Here is a 17,971-nt window from a genome sequence, read left to right as displayed (position 1 = left end):
ATCACGGCTTAACGGCAAGGGAAATATATCTATCTGTATACAGATTATACTTTTAGATCACCATCATAGGTGGCAATCATTTTGTATAGTTCGGGACGACGGTCACGGAAAATGCCCCATTCGATCCGCCCTACTTCCAGCTCGTCCAGATCAAATTCGGCGGTAAGCACTTCCTCATCGGTACGACCAGCCTCTGCTATCTTATTCCCTTGAGGGCCAGCGATAAAGGATGAGCCGTAGAAATTGATGCTGGATTCTTCATCGGTTTCCTTTCCGATACGGTTGGAAGCAATGACTGGAATCAGATTGGAAGCTGCATGACCTAGCATGCAAGTCTGCCAGTGATCCTTAGAGTCAATGGAGGAATCTTGTGGTTCTGAACCAATCGCTGTCGGGTAAAATAAAATTTCTGCGCCCATAAGCGCCATACAGCGGGCCGCCTCAGGATACCATTGATCCCAGCACACGCCTACTCCGATTTTGGCATAACGTGTATTCCACACTTTAAAACCGGTGTCGCCCGGATTAAAATAAAACTTTTCCTCATACCCAGGGCCGTCCGGGATGTGGCTTTTGCGGTATTTACCTAACACTTCACCATCTGCATCAATAACAGCAAGACTGTTGTAACGAGCATAGTTCTTCTTCTCGTAGAAGCTGATTGGCAGCACAACCTGCAATTCCTTGGCAACCTTCTTGAAATGGTTAACCGCTTTGTTGTGCTCCAGCTCAGTTGCATATACATAATAATCAGACTTTTCCTTCTGGCAGAAGTATGGAGTTTCGAACAATTCCTGCAGCAAAATAATTTGCGCACCTTGGGCTGCCGCTTCACGTACCAACTTCTCTGCTTTGCTGATATTTTCTTCGATATTGGTAGAACAGCTCATTTGAGTTGCTGCCACTTTTACTTTTCTCACCTTAGCCCTCCTTATAAATGTTGTATCGTTCAACGCTTTACAGCAGGCATCTGCTGGGTTGTACAGTGTACGTTACCGCCTTCACGGATAACTGCCATACCATCTACAGTGCGGATCTTGCGATTCGGGAATACTTTTGACAGCACTTGCTGGGCTGCAAGATCACTCTCAGCAGCAGTTCCGCCAAACACAGGCAAAATAATGCCGCCATTCACAAAGTAGAAGTTAATATAGCTCAGTGTCAGTCGGCTGTCTTCATAATCCACACGCGGCGGTTGGCCGATTTGAATCACTTCCAGCTTACGACCTTTGGCATCCGTTGCTTGCTCTAGAATACGCAGATTTTCCTGCGTGATTTCATAATTTTCATCCTCAGGATCATCACATACTTGCATAATGACCTTGCCAGGAGCAGCAAAGCAAGCAATATTGTCCACATGACCATCCGTTTCGTCACCACTGAGTCCACGTTTTAGCCAGATAATTTTCTCGGCACCTGTATATTCGCATACGTACCGTTCTATTTCTTCTCGGCTTAATTCCGGATTGCGGTTGGGATTGAGCAAGCACTCTTCGGTTGTAATTAGAGTACCTTCGCCATCTACATGCAGTGAGCCGCCTTCCATTACTAGCGGTGCATCTAACCGTGGAACTCCAAGCTGGTCCAGAATTTGCGGCGCAACCTGGTCATCCAGATCCCATGGAGCATATTTGCCGCCCCAGGCATTAAACTTCCAGTTAATACCTGCCAACTGACCCTGCTCGTCCGTCAGAAAAGTTGGACCGTTATCACGTAGCCACGCATCGCTGTGCTCTATCGGTAACAGTTCTACTCGTTCCCCGAGCTCAAGCGCTTTAACGCTCTCCAGATCATCTGGATTTACGACTACGGTAACTGGTTCAAATTCCGCCATAGCACTTACGATTTCGGCATAACCCTTACATACCTCGGCATGCATATCGGGGTAAACCATTGAAGATTGTACAGGCCAGGAAATATACGTACGTTCATGTGGCGCCCATTCAGGCGGCATCTTATAATGTGAATCCTTAATTTGCATGTATTGAAACTCTCTTTCTTTTCAAAATGTAGACTCCGCTCCTATCATACAATAATATGATCTTTGTCTCAATCGAAGCGGAAAAGTTTTAATAATTTACATTGAAATTTGAGAAATTACTTTGAAAAGGTGATTGCTTTCACCGTACTGCCATCAAAATCCTTCACGGTAAATTGTGCGCCCTCCAGCACACCATAAGAGGATGGATAGTTTTCTTTTGGCAATGCGATTGAACCAGGATTCAGTACAAAGACCCCATTTTCCACATCTGCTACCGGAATATGAGTGTGTCCTTGAATGAACACATCATCCGCTTCAAGTGGCGGTAAATTTCCGATACTAAAACCATGTCCATGCGTGATATAGATTCGCCGTCCTTCATGGTACAGTAAAGCATAATCACCCATCATCGGAAAATCCAGCAACATCTGATCCACTTCTGCATCGCAATTCCCGCGCACCGACACCGCAATGTGGGATTTATATTGGTTCAGCATAGCAGCCACTTCCGCCGGGTTATATCCTTCCGGTAACGGATTACGCGGTCCATGGTACATATAATCTCCAAGCAAGACAAGGCGGTCAGCTTTCTCCTGCCTAAACTTTTCCAGTGCCAATTGCAACCAATACAGCGAGCCGTGAATATCTGATATAAACATTAATTTCATAGTTTTTCCTTCCTTTCTGAATAGGCCATAGTAATTTGGAAATATTCCTCTTACGTTCATTATTACATTATTCCCTGAACAAATCTGTGCAAAAATGTTTCTTTACGTTTGGTAGTTCTATGTAAAGACGCAAAACTACAGTTCCAAATGAACTGTAGTTTTATGGTTAATTTCTTTTATACTTGTGCTTGTCATCTTCGGTAATTTTACGGATGACTTTGCAAGGGTTTCCTGCGGCAATCACACCAGAAGGAATATCTTTTGTAACAACGCTTCCAGCACCAATAATTGAATCATCCCCTATCGTGACGCCCGCCAGAACGCAAACATTACCACCGATCCAAACATTATTGCCCACAGTAATTGGAAATACAATTTCCAACCCTTCATTACGTTGTTCCACATCAAGAGGATGACCCGCAGTATAAAATCCGCAGTTAGGAGCAACAAATACATTATCACCGAACACTATTTTTGCCCCATCAAGCATGATCGTATTGTGGTTACTATAAAAGTTTTCACCGATTTCGATATTATACCCATAGTCACACACAAAAGGCTGCTCAATCAAGAATCTATCCGTTGTCTTTCCTAATAAAGTTTTGATGAGTGTTTCCCGTTCTTCCATATTTCTAGGATGGAGCTGATTATATTCGTAGCAGAGACCTTTGGCGTATAGACGTTCCTCAATCAATTCTTCATCATAATTAGCATTGTATAGGAGTCCTAATTGTGATTTTTCTTTTTCTGTCATCGCTTGTCCACACTCCGTTTATGTAGTTAGATTCTCGTGGTAAATGACGCTCATAAAAAAATTGGCGACCGCTTCCCCCATAATAAAGCAGAGGCGGTCGCCACGTAAAAAACATCATTATGTTTTTTTATAATTTAGTTACTGGTTTATTTATAAATTAGCGTTTCAAGCTTCCACCGTTTGTGGAAATAACCTCTTTATACCAGTGGAACGATTTTTTCCGGTATCTTTCAAGTGTACCGCTGCCATCATCATGACGGTCAACATAAATGTAACCATAACGTTTTTTAAGCTGAGCAGTCGACGCGCTGACAAGGTCGATACAGCCCCAAGATGTATAGCCCAGAACCTCTACTCCATCTTCAATCGCTTCCCCAACTTGAACCAAATGATCATTCAGATAGTTGATCCGGTAGTCATCTTCAACCGTTTTTTCACCTTTTTCATTGGTGATAAGCTCGTCCACAGCGCCCAGACCATTTTCAACGATGAACAGTGGTTTTTGGAAACGATCATAGAATGTATTCAGCACATAGCGCAGACCTTGAGGATCAATTTGCCAGCCCCACTCACTTGCCTCGAGATGCGGATTGCTCACCCCACCGAGGATGTTACCTTCACCTTTGACTTTTTTAGCTTCGTCTGCAGTCTCACAAGTACTCATGTAATAGCTGAACGAGATAAAATCAACCGTATGCTTCAGATCTTCAGCATCACCTGGCTCAAAATGAACAGAGATTCCGTTTTCTTTGAAGAAACGTTTCATGTAACCTGGATATTGACCTCTTGCATGAATATCGGCAAATGCCATGTTTCTGTGATCAAATTCCATTGCTGCAATTACATCGTCTGGATTAGGTGTCAGCGGATAAGTAGGCATACTCAGTACCATACAACCAATTTTGAAATCAGGATTAATCTGATGACCGATTTTTACCGCTCTTGCACTCGCTACCAGCTCATGGTGAATAGCTTGATAAAGATCTTGTTCACTAAGTTGATCTTTTGGTGTACTAATCCCGCCACTCATGAAGGGTGCTTCAAGAATGGAATTGATTTCATTGAATGTCAACCAGTATTTTACTTTATCTTTGTAGCGATTAAATACAGTTGTTGCATAGCGCTCATAGAAATCAACAAGCTTACGGTTTACCCAACCATCGTATTCTCTGGACAAATGTAAAGGTGTTTCATAGTGAGATAATGTAACGAGTGGCTCAATGCCATATTTATGAAGTTCATCAAACAAATCATCATAAAATTGCAAGCCTTGTTCATTAGGTTCCAACTCGTCACCTTTAGGGAAGATACGTGACCAAGCTATGGAAGTACGGAACACTTTAAAGCCCATTTCTGCAAAAAGTTTGATATCTTCTTTATAATGATGGTAAAAATCAATACCAATCAACTTCATATTATCTTCTGTTGGTACATCCGTAACCGGCCCCCAACCACCACGAGGAGTTACATCCTGAATGGACCAGCCTTTTCCGTCTTCTTGATAAGCGCCTTCGAGCTGATTAGCAGCAACTGCTCCGCCCCACAGGAAATCTTTTGGAAACTGTGTACTCATATTTTCTCCGCCTTTGCTGATGTTTTTTCATTAACTAGGACATAAACACGTTACCTCTACGCTAATGTTTATAAAGTACTTCTAATTGAATCTTAAGGTTTGTAACGCGTTTCATGTCAAGTATTATTTTAAAAACTTGCAGAGTCTATAATCGTATTATCTCCAATACTTACTTCCATATTTATAACAACGTCCCCACCCATTTATCCGTTAATTACCAATTGTAACTGGGTGAGCTATTCTTCAAAGCGGAAGGCCTCTATTTTCTTTTTTCCACCAATTGTAAATTGTAGGTCAGGCTTTCAAGGGTAACTGAAATCAACCCATACATGTATTCATCGTGCGTATCGTTTTTCACAAAAATCTCGGGCATATGTTCTTTGGGTACATCTTTAAGACAGCCGTTATAAATATCATCCAACAGTGCTGGCTTAGATAACTCTCCAGTCAAAGCGATCGATACCGGGTCTATAATCGCAATAATGGATGTTATCGTTTTGATCGCCAGAGGAACAAATTCCTGTGTGCTATTTAACTGTTTAAGCTGTTCCTCTCTCGTTATGCCAAAGGGTAAAAAGGAAACTTCCCCAGCAAATTTGGTATTTCCTTTTAACAAATGTCCATCGACAATAAAACCCGCTCCCGGAAAATTATCCTTGGGAAACGTAACAATAGCGAAGGTTTTGTCCTCATCATAATTTTGCATGTTATAAAATCCATAGACGGTCAGATGCATATCATTTTCAATGGTGACTTCTAACCCGTATTTATCTTGAAGGCGTGGTCCTACAGGGACTCCTATCAGCAGATCAAGATCACAGACATCAATAACCCCTTGATGAACAACCCCCGGAATGCCAATACCAACGGCTTTGACGTTTCCATAGGTATGAATTAGCTCTCCGATTTGGTCATCTATGACTTCATAATCAATATGCGGCACAACGGATGTATTCTCTGCGATAATATCGCCAAGCATATTGGCCACAGCATAAGTAAGAGAATGTACTCCTCCTTCTGTTTTCACAGTTAAACAAATAATATAGGAATAATCAGCGTTATATTTGTACCGTCTAGCCGGGCGACCGCCACTCGACTCTTCCAATTCCATCTCTAATACTTCTCCGGTTTGAAGAAGCTCATTCAGAATATTCCCACAGGTTGCCACACTAAGTCCTGTAATACTGGCTATAGACGACTTGGTTGCAAATTCCTTGGATTTCAGTGTGTTTTTAACTAGCTCTACATTAATTCGTTTGACCCGAATGGTATTATTGGAGACTGGTTGTATTTGAATACACCCCTTTTGAAGTGATTATTAAAAGGTTAATAATAAGCTGTAATATAACGCCCGGTCTGCAATAAGTCAATTTGCACAACCCGTACGCAAGAATATGATTCTCCATTCGATTAGTCGATCATCATGATATACTATGGATAAGAGGCAAAAATTTAGTGATAAAACTAACAAGAAAAGGGAGATTCTATTGGCAACTAGCGAATATGTAGCAATCATTGCGTTGATCCTCTCCGTCATACTTTTGTTCAAGGTCTACCGTCTTCAATCTCGACTTAATAACCTGAAATCCGATGTGGAGCGTCTTGAGAACCGTTCAGGACCAACGGAAACATCGATGTCAAGTACAATTACTCCCCCTCCTCCACATTTCCTAGACGCAGAAGCTTCAAAAGAAATCAATCAAAGGCTGCTTCTACTGATCAGGGAAGGAAATAAGATTCAAGCCATAAAAGAATTAAGAATCGCTAAGGATATGTCTCTTAAGGATGCAAAAGATTATGTAGATCATTTGGAAAAGCTTTAAGAAAGGAAGAATTAAAATGAGTGTCAGCAAAACAAACGCCATGCGCATATTAGACGGGCAACACATCCACTACAATATTTTGAGTTATGACCATCAAGATGGAAAAATAGACGGTATGAACGTAGCCGAAAAGATCCAAAGAGCACCGGAATCCGTTTTCAAAACCTTGGTTGCACATAGCAAACAAAATCTGTTTGTTTTTGTGATTCCTGTACATAAAGAGCTTGATCTCAAAAAGGCTGCCAAATCTGCGGGAGAGAAAAAAATTGAAATGCTTCCTGTTAAGGAGTTGCAAAAGCATACAGGATATATTCGCGGTGGCTGCTCTCCCATAGGAATGAAAAAGCTCTACCCCACTTATATCGACCAGCCCGCAGTTGAACTGGAAACGATCGTTGTAAGCGGCGGGAAAATTGGAACTCAGCTGGAACTGAGTCCGCACGATTTGGCTCAAATCATTCAAGCACAGTTTACAGATCTATCGCACACGGTATAAAACTCATCATGTCATCATAAAATCTTTATGCGTATTTTCTCTTAATCCTATGCTTCATCATGCTTCAACCTAGAGAGGAAGATCAAATGATGCATAATGATTGCTCAAAGAAAGTCGGAATCCCCCAACCCATCAGAAGTGATGGTGCAGGGGGCATCGACAAGGGTCCACGTGATGTGATGAGGGATTTACAAAATCCGGATATGCTGGTTCCTCCCGTAACGGACAATGGTCTCATACCGAATATGCGGTTTTCTTTTTCAGATGCTCATATGCAGCTTAATCATGGTGGGTGGTCAAGAGAAGTTACAGTAAGGGAGTTACCCATTGCCACAACTCTTGCCGGAGTGAACATGAGTTTGACACCGGGCGGTGTCCGTGAGCTTCACTGGCATCAGCAGGCAGAATGGTCTTATATGCTGTTAGGAAGTGCACGTATTACGGCAGTTGACCAAGATGGACGTAATTTTATTGCTGATGTGGGCCCAGGCGATCTCTGGTACTTTCCACCAGGCATCCCGCATTCTATACAGGGCCTTGAAGAAGGCTGTGAGTTTTTGCTGGTTTTCGATGATGGCAGTTTTTCCGATCTGAACACCTTATCCATCTCAGATTGGTTCGCCCATACTCCCAAAGAGGTGCTTTCTGCAAATTTCGGGATTCCAGAAACCGATTTTGCAGCCATTCCTCAAGACCAAGTTTACATCTATCAGGATTCCGTTCCCGGTTCAATCCAAAGTCAAGCGGTTCCCTCTCCCTATGGGACGTTGCCCCTATCCTTTAAGCATGAATTACTAGCTCAGCCCCCGATCAAAACACCGGGCGGAAGCGTACGGATCGTCGACTCCTCAAATTTTCCGATTTCCAAAACTATCGCAGCTGCCCTTGTTGAGATTGAGCCCGGAGCCATGCGAGAGATGCACTGGCACCCCAATAATGATGAATGGCAATACTACCTTGCAGGGCAAGGACGGATGACTGTCTTTGGCGGTAATGGTGCAGCCCGGACATTTGATTTTAGGGCCGGGGATGTTGGATATGTGCCTTTTGCTTACGGTCATTACATTCAAAATACTGGCTCCAGCACACTATGGTTTCTTGAAATGTTTAAAAGTGACCGTTTTGCGGATGTGTCCTTAAATCAATGGATGGCTCTTACGCCTACAGAACTGATTCAAAGTAATTTACACGTTGGTTCTGATGTAATCTCTAATTTACGAAAGGTCAAATGGCCCGTCGTCAAGTATCCTGGTTACTCTTATGACCCTAAAAATAAATAAAGGAATCACTTCGTCATGATGTCTTCCAGCTGTTTCTGTGGCTCAGAACAAACTGCTCAAATGAGACCGGACAGCGCCCAGTGACAAGCTTAACGGTATCGGTCACTTGATCTTCACTTCCGTTTGCACGTATCCTTCTATCCAATCCTGCCAGCATATCTGCATATTCTTCAGGCATTCCAGCGCGAACCATGCCCGCTTTCAACTCTTCATCAGACAAAGAGATATGCTGGATCGGTTGGACTGTTGATTTCCCAATAATTTCAGCCACTTCGTTATATGTTAGTGTTTGAGGTCCAGTGATGACATGAGCTGTGTTGTGTGGTTTATCGTCAATAAGAGCCCTCACTCCCACTTCTGCAATGTCATCTGCACTTACGAAGCCTATTCTCCCGTTTTGGGTTGCACTATAAATGGCCTTGTTGTTTTTGATCGTTTCCACATGCTGGCCTTCTGTGAAATTCTCCATAAAGTAGGATGGCTGTAATACAGCCCACTCTGGAGCTAATCTACGAAGTGCTTGATGCACAGGTCCAAATACTGGCCCGTCCTCAGGCACAGATGCGCTGCCTAAAAGCACGAATCTTTGCACTCCTTCTCTCAAGGCCCTCTCAATAAAAGGAATCATCACTTTGGCGGGATTGACGTCCAACACAGGTACTACCAAATAAACTTTATCTACATTCATCAGCGCCTGTGTATGTGTTGATTCATCATACCAATCAAAATATACATAATCTGTCCCTTCCCAATTGCCGGGCTTAGTACGCCCTGCCAAACGTACCGGATACTGAAGTTGCGTAAGTTTGGCAGCTACACGGCTGCCTGTTTTGCCGTTTGCCCCTGTAATCAACGTTATATTTCTGTCTTTCATAAAATTCAACTCCTATTTGAATTTTTTATCTTAGTCTAGATTTTCATATCTCCATGAGGCTTGAACTCTTTCATTCATGATTCCAAGGCTTCAAGAGCGACCAAAGGGTTCCAGTAATCTTTGTAGTGAGTAATTTTTCCGTTCTTCAACTTAATAACAGAAATGTAGGTTTGATTATACGGTTTACCTGTGCTCACAGCCTGCGCCTCACAGGCAAATTCGGCCACGAATAAATCCGGGTCCGTTGTCGTATGGATAATTGGTGAAGAGAAATCCTGAATCCGAAGCATATTAGGAAATTCCTTAATATACTCGTAAATCGCTGCTTTGCCTTGAAGCATTTGTGCAAAATGCTTAGGCGCATAAGGGAACTCGAAAACAGCGTGATCATCAAATAATGAAATCCATTGCTCCATATTTTCTTCTAACATGTTGCTCATAAATTTATGCATGACTGCTTGCGCTTGCTGTTTTGCTTTGTCGGTATTCGGATTGATTGTCATGGTAGACACCTCGCATAATTATTTTTAGTTCCTGCTTAAAACAAATTCAAGACAGAAATTAAACATAAGAATTCTAGATTGATCAGTCTATAATACTCAAAAAAAATTTGACTAATCGGTCTAGAATATTCAAAAAATAAACGCTATTAAGCGTTCATAAAGATCACTCCAAAATCGACAGCGTCGTACGCACAACATCTCTAAGCACCTCAGGGCTTGCGCCTGTCTTGGCGGTAAATGTCAGCGATAGTCGGGCATGATTTAGAAATCTGGCGATTGACAACAGTTCAGATTCCGTAGCATGAATCTCCCCCTCACTTTGGGCGCGGACTAGGGCGTTGTAAAAAGCAAGTTCAAGCTTTTCAGTGTTTTCAGTAATAAAAGCTTTGATCTCATGATGATGCGGAGCCTGTTCAATAGCACTGTTCATAATAAAGCATTCCTTCGACAGCCTCTTATCCATCAAGACTCTAACAGATTCATTAAAAATCATCGCTATTGCATCCTTAATGCTCCCAGGTTGACTGAGCAGATGTACTACGGCTTCGGTTTTGTCACGTATGTAAAGCTGAATAGCCGAAAAAAACAAATCATATTTCGTACCGTAGGTATCATAAAGACTCTGCCGCGCTATACCCAGCTGATCCAGTAAAATGGTCAGAGAAGTTCCCTCATAGCCATGCTCTCCAAATACAGCCATAGCTTTTCGCAGAACACTTTCAGTATCAAATTCTTTAGCTCTTCCCAAACCTCATGTTCACCTCCTTGCTTATGATTATAATTTTTACAGACTGATCAGTCAAGAAAATAAAATTGATTTTATATAATTTTATTCACAAAAAACCATCGTACCGAAATACGATGGTTTAGGAATGTTTATTTTATCCAAACGCTCAGGTGTAAATGATGCAATCTGACTATTCCTCAGAGTCTACGTTATGGTAAACCTGCTGAACATCCTCCAAATCTTCTAATGCATCAATCAATTTATCAAATTGAGCCTGTGCATCCTCTGGAAGAGTAATATCATTTTGGGCAAGCATGGTGAGCTCGGCAACGGTAAACTCCGTTACTCCTGCCTGCTTGAAAGCTTCCTGAACAGCATGGAATTGGTCAGGTTCTGCATATACGATGACAGCTTCATCTTCTTCGATGATGTCACGAACCTCGACATCTGCCTCCATCAACAGCTCCAGCACTTCATCTGGAGTTTTACCCACCAGACCAATAACTGCTGTTGAATCAAACATATAGGCTACAGATCCGCTCACGCCCAGGCTACCGCCATTTTTAGTAAAAGCAGAACGCACATCTGATGCTGTACGGTTCACGTTATTCGTCAGTGCATCTACAATGACCATGGAACCGTTCGGTCCGAAACCTTCATAACGAAGCTCTACGTAGTTTTCATCGCCAGCACCTTTTGCTTTTTCAATAGCACGGTCAATGATCGCTTTCGGTACATTGTACGTTTTTGCACGTTCTAATACGACTCTTAGGACCCGATTGGATTCAGGATCAGGCTCGCCCTGTTTGGCTGCCACATAAATTTCCACGCCAAATTTAGCATATATACGACTCGTATTAGCATCCTTGGATGCCTTCTTTTCTTTAATGTTATTCCACTTACGTCCCATAATATCCCGCTCTCTTCCTGTATGAATATACACAACGAACTTCATTATATCCTTGTATATTATATCTCCTAAAGGACATACGAACAAGTTCAAACACTTCGTTATGGAAAAATAAACAATTCTGCCTACAATCCTCCTCATCTATGGACAACAATCCTATGAATGTCTAAGATGAGGAGGAAGTCTGACTTGAAGGAGATTATTCACTTGGATGTCTTATATAAAAAGTTGAGCAATAACCATGAAATCACGGTATATGAAACCACGGAGCTGTATGGTGAAAAGGGGTTATTTCGTGTGATGGAATTTTCAAATGCGGCTGTCCAAGGTGCGCTAGATTTGAATCATCCGCAACGCATTCTGTTCGAATATCCCAGAGCAATCATCCATCTTATGGAGCTGAACGATCCGTCATTTGAAGACGTGTTTGTTATCGGGCATGGTATAGGCACGATTGCGGGTCACTTTACAGATAAACGCTTTAAGATTGCCGAGCTGGATTCGCAAGTGGTAGAATTCAGCCGAACATTCTTTGGGTACGACCAGAACAATGTGACTATTGGCGATGGACGTCGCATCCTGGAGAAGGAGGCCCCGGATGCTTATGACTATATTATATTGGACGCCTTCACGGAGCAGGGTACACCCTTGCATTTAGTATCCTGGGAATTTTTCAAGATGGCTAAAGAAAAGCTGGATTCCGAAGGATCGCTAATTATGAATGTAATGGGCAAAAGTGAACACGATCATCTAGTCCATGCCATTCACACAACGTTGCGTGAAGAATTCGCCTATGTCACAACATTCTCTCTACCATCGGAAGGCGTTGCCGACATTCAAAATATCATTATGATAGGTCGAGACAAGCCTATTCGTTTTCAGGCACGTCAGATGGCGGACTTTCATGAGATTACACTTGGAGAAGGTCATATTCTGCGGGATACAGATGCTTAGTGTTGTATGAGACTCAATATTCTTCTCTCTACATCATGGATATGAATCGACTCTTTGTTGCTGTTTCTTCGCTCTACGAATTCTACTTTTCCGTGTTCAGCATCTTTACCAACGACGATGCGCACGGGAATACCTACTAAATCTGAATCTTTAAATTTAACTCCTGGACGTTCGTCACGATCATCTAGAAGAACCTCTATACCGCGATCCTGTAGTTGGCAGTATAGCTCCTCGGCTATTTGCATCTGAAGCCTGTCTTTCACTGAAATCGGAATGATATGAACCTGAAACGGAGCCAGTGCGTGGGGCCATATCATTCCGTTCTGGTCATGATTCTGCTCTACAATGGCGGACAGGATTCGGGAAATGCCAATACCATAGCAGCCCATAATCATCGCTTGATCGGTTCCGGACGCATCTAGAAAGGTCGCCCCTAGCTTCTCACTGTACTTGGTGCCCAGTTTGAATACGTGTCCAATCTCAATTCCACGGTGGAGTTCCAATTTCCCTTCGTCACATCGAGGACATCTATCCCCTTCTATAACATTGCGCAAGTCTGCCACATGCCGAAGATCCATATCACGCCTTGGATTCACATGCCGATAATGGTAGTCCTGCTCGTTCGCGCCTGCAAGACCGCTGGACATTTGAACAACGGCGTAATCCACCCACACAGGGATTGTCAAGCCGCATGGGCCTATGGACCCGGGTGGGGATCCAGTCACCTTTGTGACGGTGTCTGCATTTGCTATTTCGAATTTTTCACTACCTAAAATTTGTTTGACTTTTACTTCGTTGACCTCATGATCTCCCCTGACAACTACAGCAATAGGTTGATCGTTAGCCATATAAATCAATGTTTTGATGATTTCTTGGGGCTCTATGTGAAGGGTATCAACCAGTTGTTCTATGGTCCGCAGACCTGGAGTATACAGTTTTTCCATTTCATCTGTATCGATAGAAGGATGGCTGTCATGTTCATTTTCATCGGAGACAGAAGATATTCCTATGCTCCCCGTAGAACGTGGCTCTGCCTTTTCAAGATTGGCAGCATAATCACAGCAGGTACACGCCACTATGGTATCCTCTCCTATATCAGCCAGCGCCATAAATTCGTGGGTTTCACCTTCACCACCAATAGCACCAGCATCTGCTTCGACGGCGCGAAAATTCAGACTGCAGCGGGTGAAAATACGTTGATATGCCTGGAACATGGCCCAATAAGTGTGATCTAGTCCCTCCCAATTGGCATCAAACGAATAGGCATCCTTCATCAAAAATTCTCTGCTGCGAAGCAACCCAAACCGAGGACGTCGTTCATCCCGAAACTTGGTTTGAATTTGATACAGTGTTACAGGCAATTTCCGATAGGAATTTACTTCATTTCGTATTAAAGACGTAATGACCTCTTCATGTGTAGGCCCTAATGCAAACTCCCGATCATGTCGATCTTGCAGACGCATCAGCTCTGAACCGTACACATCGTATCTCCCCGATTCTTGCCACAGTTCCGTTGGCTGTAATACAGGCATCAGCAATTCTCCAGCTCCTGCACGATCCATCTCATCTCGTACAATTTGTTCCACTTATCTGAGTACCCGTCTGCCCAGTGGCATATAGGTATACATTCCAGCCGCCAATTGGCGGATAAATCCTGCCCGCAGCATAAGCTGATGACTAATCACTTCGGCCTCTGCAGGTGCTTCACGCAAGGTTGTCAGTAATAATTGGCTTTGGCGCATGTGTGGCTTCCTCCTTGTTAGAACGATAAAATGTACGCAAAAAAGACACATCCGTCAGGGACGAATGTGTCGTGGTACCACCCTTCATTTGACCGTAACCATATTCGGGACGGTCCTTCTTCAGATAACGGCATCTGGCCGGTAACGGTTTATCTTACGCACCGCTACAGCTCGCAAGGCAGGAAAACGTTCATTCGCGGCGAGAAACCTTTCAGCCCATGGGTTTCTTCTCTGTACAGCGGGTAATTGAACCTTTGATCCTTGGTCTACACTATTCCTATATATTACAATTTTCACCACTTTACACGAAACGCAGATTCAAGTCAAGGAGATAATTGTCTATCTGGGCTCAGCCAAGGACATGAACGATATTTAGATTTTAAGATAATCAAATTCCTTTCATTACCATATTGCAAAATGAGCGGCCAGATTTTAGGACGGATACGCCTGCGAAAACCCAGAACAAATCGGACAAACCGAGGTGAAATATCCCAAATACGAACGGCTTCTTGCTCTACTCCTTTGGGTAGCTCCTTGGAAAATAAAAAACGGTTAAGCGAACGCGTGATAACACCTGATATCGCCTCAATCGTGCTGACATCCATTACGATGATTGTGTCGGAACGCTGGAGTCGCTCGGTAAAATAACGTTCATGATAATTCCCTTCGATAATCCACTCTTCCCCTTGCAGGACTTCACCCAGCTGTTTATGAAATTGTTTGTCTGTGCTCCGCTTCCACTCCGGTCCCCAATACAAATCATCCAACGAAATATACGGCAAATGAGTCCACATCGACAGTCGTTTGGCCAAAAAAGTCTTGCCGCTCCCCGGTGAGCCGATTACGATAATACGTTTAGCATGCTGCACAGCTAGAAGCTCGTCACTCACTTCCCCACGTAAGGTTAGCGTTGAATAGATCAGTCGATATAGAAATCCTACTGCCAAAGCCCCTCCCTTTAAAAGCAAATAAAGAAGAAACAGCGGCAGAAAAACAATAGCGTATTTCACACTGTCCATCAGACAACCTGCCCCTTTTATACATTCAATATTTGAGATCATTACATCTGTGAAGCTCTAAATACACGCTGTTGTAGGTTAAGTGTTCTCTTCTTTACTTATGTATTTTTCTTTTTAAAATACACACCCTTAAAAAATACAAAATTTTGCGAATGTGTGCCATACAGCTCCTGGAACCTAGAATGGAGTTTATTCACAGAAATGGTGTCTGAGACTGTCCGATCCGTTTGTATGGTTAAGTCGACACAACTGATTCCAAACTGGCACACTTGCTCCATAGGATAACCTTGGGTAATTCCATAAATCATCCCGGCAATAAAAGCGTCATCTGCGCCTGTGACATCAATGACCTGTTGAACTGGAGGGATAGGGATTTGTCCATGAGTTCCATCCTGAGAAGCAAACAACACATGCTCAGCACCGCAGATAATAATGACATTTTGAACCCCTAGTTTGTGAAAAACTCGAGCTGCGTCCAATATCTGCTGGTCATCTTTAAGTTCCAGTCCCAAATAAGCTTCAGCCTCTTCCGGTTGGCATATCAGCCATTCCACCCCATGCAAATTTCGGGGAAGCTTTCTCATCTTGGAAGCCGACACCGATGAAACGACAAGGGGAACCTGATGTTCCTGACAGACATGTATGGTGGCCGCTATTACGTTCATAGAGAAATTAGTGTCCAGCAGAACAAGTCGGGACGAGGCGATTAAAGGAATATTTTCAAAAATTACTGAAGGACGAATCTGATCATAAATCTCCATTTCTGCTGTCGCTACAATCATTTCACCATGCTCGTTTAGCAAGGCAGTATAAACGCCAGTTGACGACTCACCTTTGACTTGAAGAGGAATCACATGCATGTAACGGCTAGACTGTTCGATGATAAATTCGCCTTCCGCATCATCTCCAACTGCGGTTAGCAGGCTGACCCGTCGGCTCAACCTCCCTAAATTTTCAGCTACATTCCGTGCTACCCCACCGCAAGATTGCAGCCTAGTGCTGCTCGGATTGGAGGTGTGAAGCTGAAATGTACCCTTAACCATGATTTTACGATCCAGATTTGCCCCTCCTATACACAGTATTTGTTCACTAGAGGGCCAAGGCTCGTCCTGTTCATTTTTGTGAATTTTTTTTAATTTCATCATTTGACTCCTTTCTCGACTCTATTCGGCTAGAATGATTTAAATTTGTGCAGAAATAGGCACTCTATAAACCTAACATGTTCTAAATGTCAAATTCCCAAGAATCATGTCGAGTCCGTTAAAATATCAAAAAGTACACATGCTAAAAAAGTCACCTCATCGTAAAGATACCCTCCACTTTACGATGAGGTGACTAGAACTGAGCAGCTTAGATCCTTCTTCCTAGCATCCTGTTATTTTATAGAGAATAGAGCAGCTCCATGAGGAGGTAAATCTGCGGACAATTCCTGCACTATAACACCTAAATCCACATGGTTCCACAAGTCTCTCGCACTTGCCTGCCCTTCAATTCCAAGCTCCTGTAGGGATACACGGACTGTTGAAGCTTCATCTCCAGCATTAAATAAAGCCGCATATACGTGACCTTCCTCATTGTGAGAAGTCCAAACGATATGTTCATCCTTTCTGTAGACCTGTCGCGCATTCACACCGTTGTGATGAACATCGAGCACTTCTTTGTTCGTCAGCAATGAAAGTGTCCATGCGTCATTATCACGCAGTTCTCCTCCGAACATCAGTGGAGACCGGAATATGCTCCATAAGGTCATCATCGTCAGCTGCTCATCCTTCGTAAAGCGTGTCCAACGATCATGACTGCCAGAATCTACTGAATCTACCGAACGAATACCTAAATGTCCGAGCGGCAACATGTCGCAATCCGGCCAGTGACCTGGACCTACATGTCCCGCCCATTTCTCGCAACGCTCGAACATACCATGCAGTAAAGGCCATACATCCCAGAAATCATCAGTCATACGCCACATATTCGCATTTGCGATTAAATCAGATGCATGTTCCAGCGGTGCGGGACCAGGCGATAGACTTAACACCATCGGACGTCCGCATTGGGCAATAGCCCGCTTAATCAATTCGATTTCCGCCAAATGAATACCATAGAGACGTGATGCAGCAATGTCATCTACTTTGACAAAATCGACCCCCCATTCCGCATACAGGTCAAACAAAGAATTATAATACTCCTGTGCGCCTTCCTTGGATGCATCTACCCCATACATATCTGTGTTCCAAGGACAAATAGAGTTAGGATGTGCAATTTGTCTGGCCGTAGCTGTAGTTCCCAAAATCGGGGTATCCTGATGAACCGCCTGTCTAGAGATGCCCCTCATAATATGTATCCCGAATTTCAATCCCAAACTATGCACATATTCTGCAAGAGCATGGAACCCACGACCGTCTGCTGCCGAAGGGAACCGATTCACCGCTGGAATCAGACGTGAAAATGAATCCATTTCCAATGGAACAAATGGTCGGTACTGTGAAGATACTGCTCCCGACTCATACCATTGAATATCCACCACTACATATTCCCATCCATACTCCTTCAGGTGCTCCGCTATATATTGAGCATTACCCCGTACTTCCTCTTCCCTTACTGCTGCGCCATAGCAATCCCAGCTATTCCATCCCATAGGTGGTGTATGCGCTGTCAAATGATGTTCCATTG

General features: G+C 43.3%; 17 protein-coding genes and 1 pseudogene. 4 read left to right on the top strand and 14 right to left on the bottom strand.

Features of this window, described 5'->3' with window-relative positions; translation table 11 throughout:
* Nucleotides 1–44: 44 nt before the first annotated feature.
* The 6 genes from aguB to MKX36_RS11060 form a co-directional block, all read right to left on the bottom strand.
* Nucleotides 45–920 carry an N-carbamoylputrescine amidase gene (aguB, locus tag MKX36_RS11085; RefSeq protein WP_340864665.1) on the bottom strand — a complete coding sequence of 292 codons (876 nt, stop codon included), beginning with the start codon at nt 918–920 and terminating at the stop codon, nt 45–47.
* Between the two features lie 29 nt (nt 921–949).
* Nucleotides 950–1,981 (bottom strand): agmatine deiminase family protein, encoded by a 1,032-nt coding sequence (locus tag MKX36_RS11080; RefSeq protein ID WP_340864664.1) that lies wholly within the window; start codon nt 1,979–1,981, stop codon nt 950–952.
* A gap of 116 nt (nt 1,982–2,097) precedes the next feature.
* The gene (yfcE, locus tag MKX36_RS11075; RefSeq protein ID WP_340864663.1) at nt 2,098–2,649 is read right to left on the bottom strand and encodes a phosphodiesterase; all 552 of its coding nucleotides are present in this window, start codon (nt 2,647–2,649) and stop codon (nt 2,098–2,100) included.
* A 166-nt stretch (nt 2,650–2,815) separates the two neighbouring features.
* Nucleotides 2,816–3,403, bottom strand: a complete 588-nt coding sequence (locus tag MKX36_RS11070) for a sugar O-acetyltransferase (protein ID WP_019687167.1) — start codon at nt 3,401–3,403, stop codon at nt 2,816–2,818.
* Between the two features lie 157 nt (nt 3,404–3,560).
* A complete protein-coding gene (locus MKX36_RS11065; RefSeq protein ID WP_151255582.1) occupies nt 3,561–4,976 on the bottom strand; it encodes a glycoside hydrolase family 1 protein in 1,416 nt (471 codons plus the stop codon).
* Between the two features lie 259 nt (nt 4,977–5,235).
* Nucleotides 5,236–6,144, bottom strand: coding sequence for an ROK family protein (locus MKX36_RS11060; RefSeq protein WP_126666731.1), 909 nt, complete (start codon nt 6,142–6,144; stop codon nt 5,236–5,238).
* A 319-nt stretch (nt 6,145–6,463) separates the two neighbouring features.
* Between MKX36_RS11060 and MKX36_RS11055 the strand changes: the two genes are divergently transcribed.
* The 3 genes from MKX36_RS11055 (at nt 6,464) to MKX36_RS11045 (ending at nt 8,575) form a co-directional block, all read left to right on the top strand.
* Nucleotides 6,464–6,799: a hypothetical protein gene (locus MKX36_RS11055; protein ID WP_025364800.1), complete on the top strand. Its 336-nt coding sequence runs from the start codon at nt 6,464–6,466 to the stop codon at nt 6,797–6,799.
* 16 nt (nt 6,800–6,815) lie between these two features.
* Entirely contained in the window at nt 6,816–7,295 is a 480-nt protein-coding gene (gene ybaK / locus MKX36_RS11050) for a Cys-tRNA(Pro) deacylase (protein ID WP_016818974.1), read from the top strand.
* An 89-nt stretch (nt 7,296–7,384) separates the two neighbouring features.
* Nucleotides 7,385–8,575 (top strand): oxalate decarboxylase family bicupin, encoded by a 1,191-nt coding sequence (locus MKX36_RS11045; protein ID WP_017428515.1) that lies wholly within the window; start codon nt 7,385–7,387, stop codon nt 8,573–8,575.
* A 13-nt stretch (nt 8,576–8,588) separates the two neighbouring features.
* Here MKX36_RS11045 and MKX36_RS11040 read toward each other — a convergent pair whose 3' ends face one another.
* From MKX36_RS11040 to MKX36_RS11025, 4 genes are all read right to left on the bottom strand, one after another.
* Entirely contained in the window at nt 8,589–9,449 is an 861-nt protein-coding gene (locus MKX36_RS11040) for an NmrA family NAD(P)-binding protein (protein WP_340864662.1), read from the bottom strand.
* Nucleotides 9,450–9,523: 74 nt separating this feature from the next.
* Nucleotides 9,524–9,952: a nuclear transport factor 2 family protein gene (locus MKX36_RS11035; RefSeq protein WP_090891206.1), complete on the bottom strand. Its 429-nt coding sequence runs from the start codon at nt 9,950–9,952 to the stop codon at nt 9,524–9,526.
* 163 nt (nt 9,953–10,115) lie between these two features.
* Entirely contained in the window at nt 10,116–10,700 is a 585-nt protein-coding gene (locus tag MKX36_RS11030) for a TetR/AcrR family transcriptional regulator (protein ID WP_017428512.1), read from the bottom strand.
* A 169-nt stretch (nt 10,701–10,869) separates the two neighbouring features.
* Entirely contained in the window at nt 10,870–11,589 is a 720-nt protein-coding gene (locus tag MKX36_RS11025; protein ID WP_025364795.1) for a YebC/PmpR family DNA-binding transcriptional regulator, read from the bottom strand.
* Between the two features lie 189 nt (nt 11,590–11,778).
* Here MKX36_RS11025 and MKX36_RS11020 point away from each other — a divergent pair, with 189 nt between their 5' ends.
* Nucleotides 11,779–12,543 carry a spermidine synthase gene (locus MKX36_RS11020; RefSeq protein ID WP_031463465.1) on the top strand — a complete coding sequence of 255 codons (765 nt, stop codon included), beginning with the start codon at nt 11,779–11,781 and terminating at the stop codon, nt 12,541–12,543.
* On the opposite strand, the pseudogene MKX36_RS11015 reads toward MKX36_RS11020, so the two are convergent.
* The 4 genes and pseudogenes from MKX36_RS11015 to MKX36_RS11000 form a co-directional block, all read right to left on the bottom strand.
* Nucleotides 12,540–14,285, bottom strand: a pseudogene (locus MKX36_RS11015) (proline--tRNA ligase). The gene MKX36_RS11020 and the pseudogene MKX36_RS11015 overlap by 4 nt on opposite strands.
* A gap of 323 nt (nt 14,286–14,608) precedes the next feature.
* Complete coding sequence (locus MKX36_RS11010; RefSeq protein WP_017428508.1) at nt 14,609–15,304, bottom strand: adenylate kinase; 696 nt, start codon at nt 15,302–15,304, stop codon at nt 14,609–14,611.
* Nucleotides 15,305–15,402: 98 nt separating this feature from the next.
* Entirely contained in the window at nt 15,403–16,446 is a 1,044-nt protein-coding gene (locus MKX36_RS11005; protein ID WP_016818965.1) for a carbohydrate kinase family protein, read from the bottom strand.
* A gap of 233 nt (nt 16,447–16,679) precedes the next feature.
* A complete protein-coding gene (locus MKX36_RS11000; protein WP_340864661.1) occupies nt 16,680–17,969 on the bottom strand; it encodes a glycoside hydrolase family 27 protein in 1,290 nt (429 codons plus the stop codon).
* Nucleotides 17,970–17,971 lie beyond the last annotated feature (2 nt).

It is taken from the genome of Paenibacillus sp. FSL W8-0439, assembly GCF_038008995.1.
Classification (GTDB): Bacteria; Bacillota; Bacilli; order Paenibacillales; family Paenibacillaceae; genus Paenibacillus; species Paenibacillus polymyxa.
Note: the sequence above shows the minus strand (reverse complement) of the source record. Positions and strands in the feature narration are given on the sequence as shown.

Excerpts from the sequence above, each read along its gene's own strand:
- MKX36_RS11080 (WP_340864664.1), bottom strand. The coding sequence starts at position 1,981 with ATGCAAATTAAGGATTCACATTATAAGATGCCGCCTGAATGGGCGCCA.
- yfcE (WP_340864663.1), bottom strand. The coding sequence starts at position 2,649 with ATGAAATTAATGTTTATATCAGATATTCACGGCTCGCTGTATTGGTTG.
- MKX36_RS11070 (WP_019687167.1), bottom strand. The coding sequence starts at position 3,403 with ATGACAGAAAAAGAAAAATCACAATTAGGACTCCTATACAATGCTAAT.
- MKX36_RS11065 (WP_151255582.1), bottom strand. The coding sequence starts at position 4,976 with ATGAGTACACAGTTTCCAAAAGATTTCCTGTGGGGCGGAGCAGTTGCT.
- ybaK (WP_016818974.1), top strand. The coding sequence starts at position 6,816 with ATGAGTGTCAGCAAAACAAACGCCATGCGCATATTAGACGGGCAACAC.
- MKX36_RS11045 (WP_017428515.1), top strand. The coding sequence starts at position 7,385 with ATGCATAATGATTGCTCAAAGAAAGTCGGAATCCCCCAACCCATCAGA.
- MKX36_RS11040 (WP_340864662.1), bottom strand. The coding sequence starts at position 9,449 with ATGAAAGACAGAAATATAACGTTGATTACAGGGGCAAACGGCAAAACA.
- MKX36_RS11035 (WP_090891206.1), bottom strand. The coding sequence starts at position 9,952 with ATGACAATCAATCCGAATACCGACAAAGCAAAACAGCAAGCGCAAGCA.
- MKX36_RS11025 (WP_025364795.1), bottom strand. The coding sequence starts at position 11,589 with ATGGGACGTAAGTGGAATAACATTAAAGAAAAGAAGGCATCCAAGGAT.
- MKX36_RS11010 (WP_017428508.1), bottom strand. The coding sequence starts at position 15,304 with ATGGACAGTGTGAAATACGCTATTGTTTTTCTGCCGCTGTTTCTTCTT.
- MKX36_RS11005 (WP_016818965.1), bottom strand. The coding sequence starts at position 16,446 with ATGAAATTAAAAAAAATTCACAAAAATGAACAGGACGAGCCTTGGCCC.
- MKX36_RS11000 (WP_340864661.1), bottom strand. The coding sequence starts at position 17,969 with ATGGAACATCATTTGACAGCGCATACACCACCTATGGGATGGAATAGC.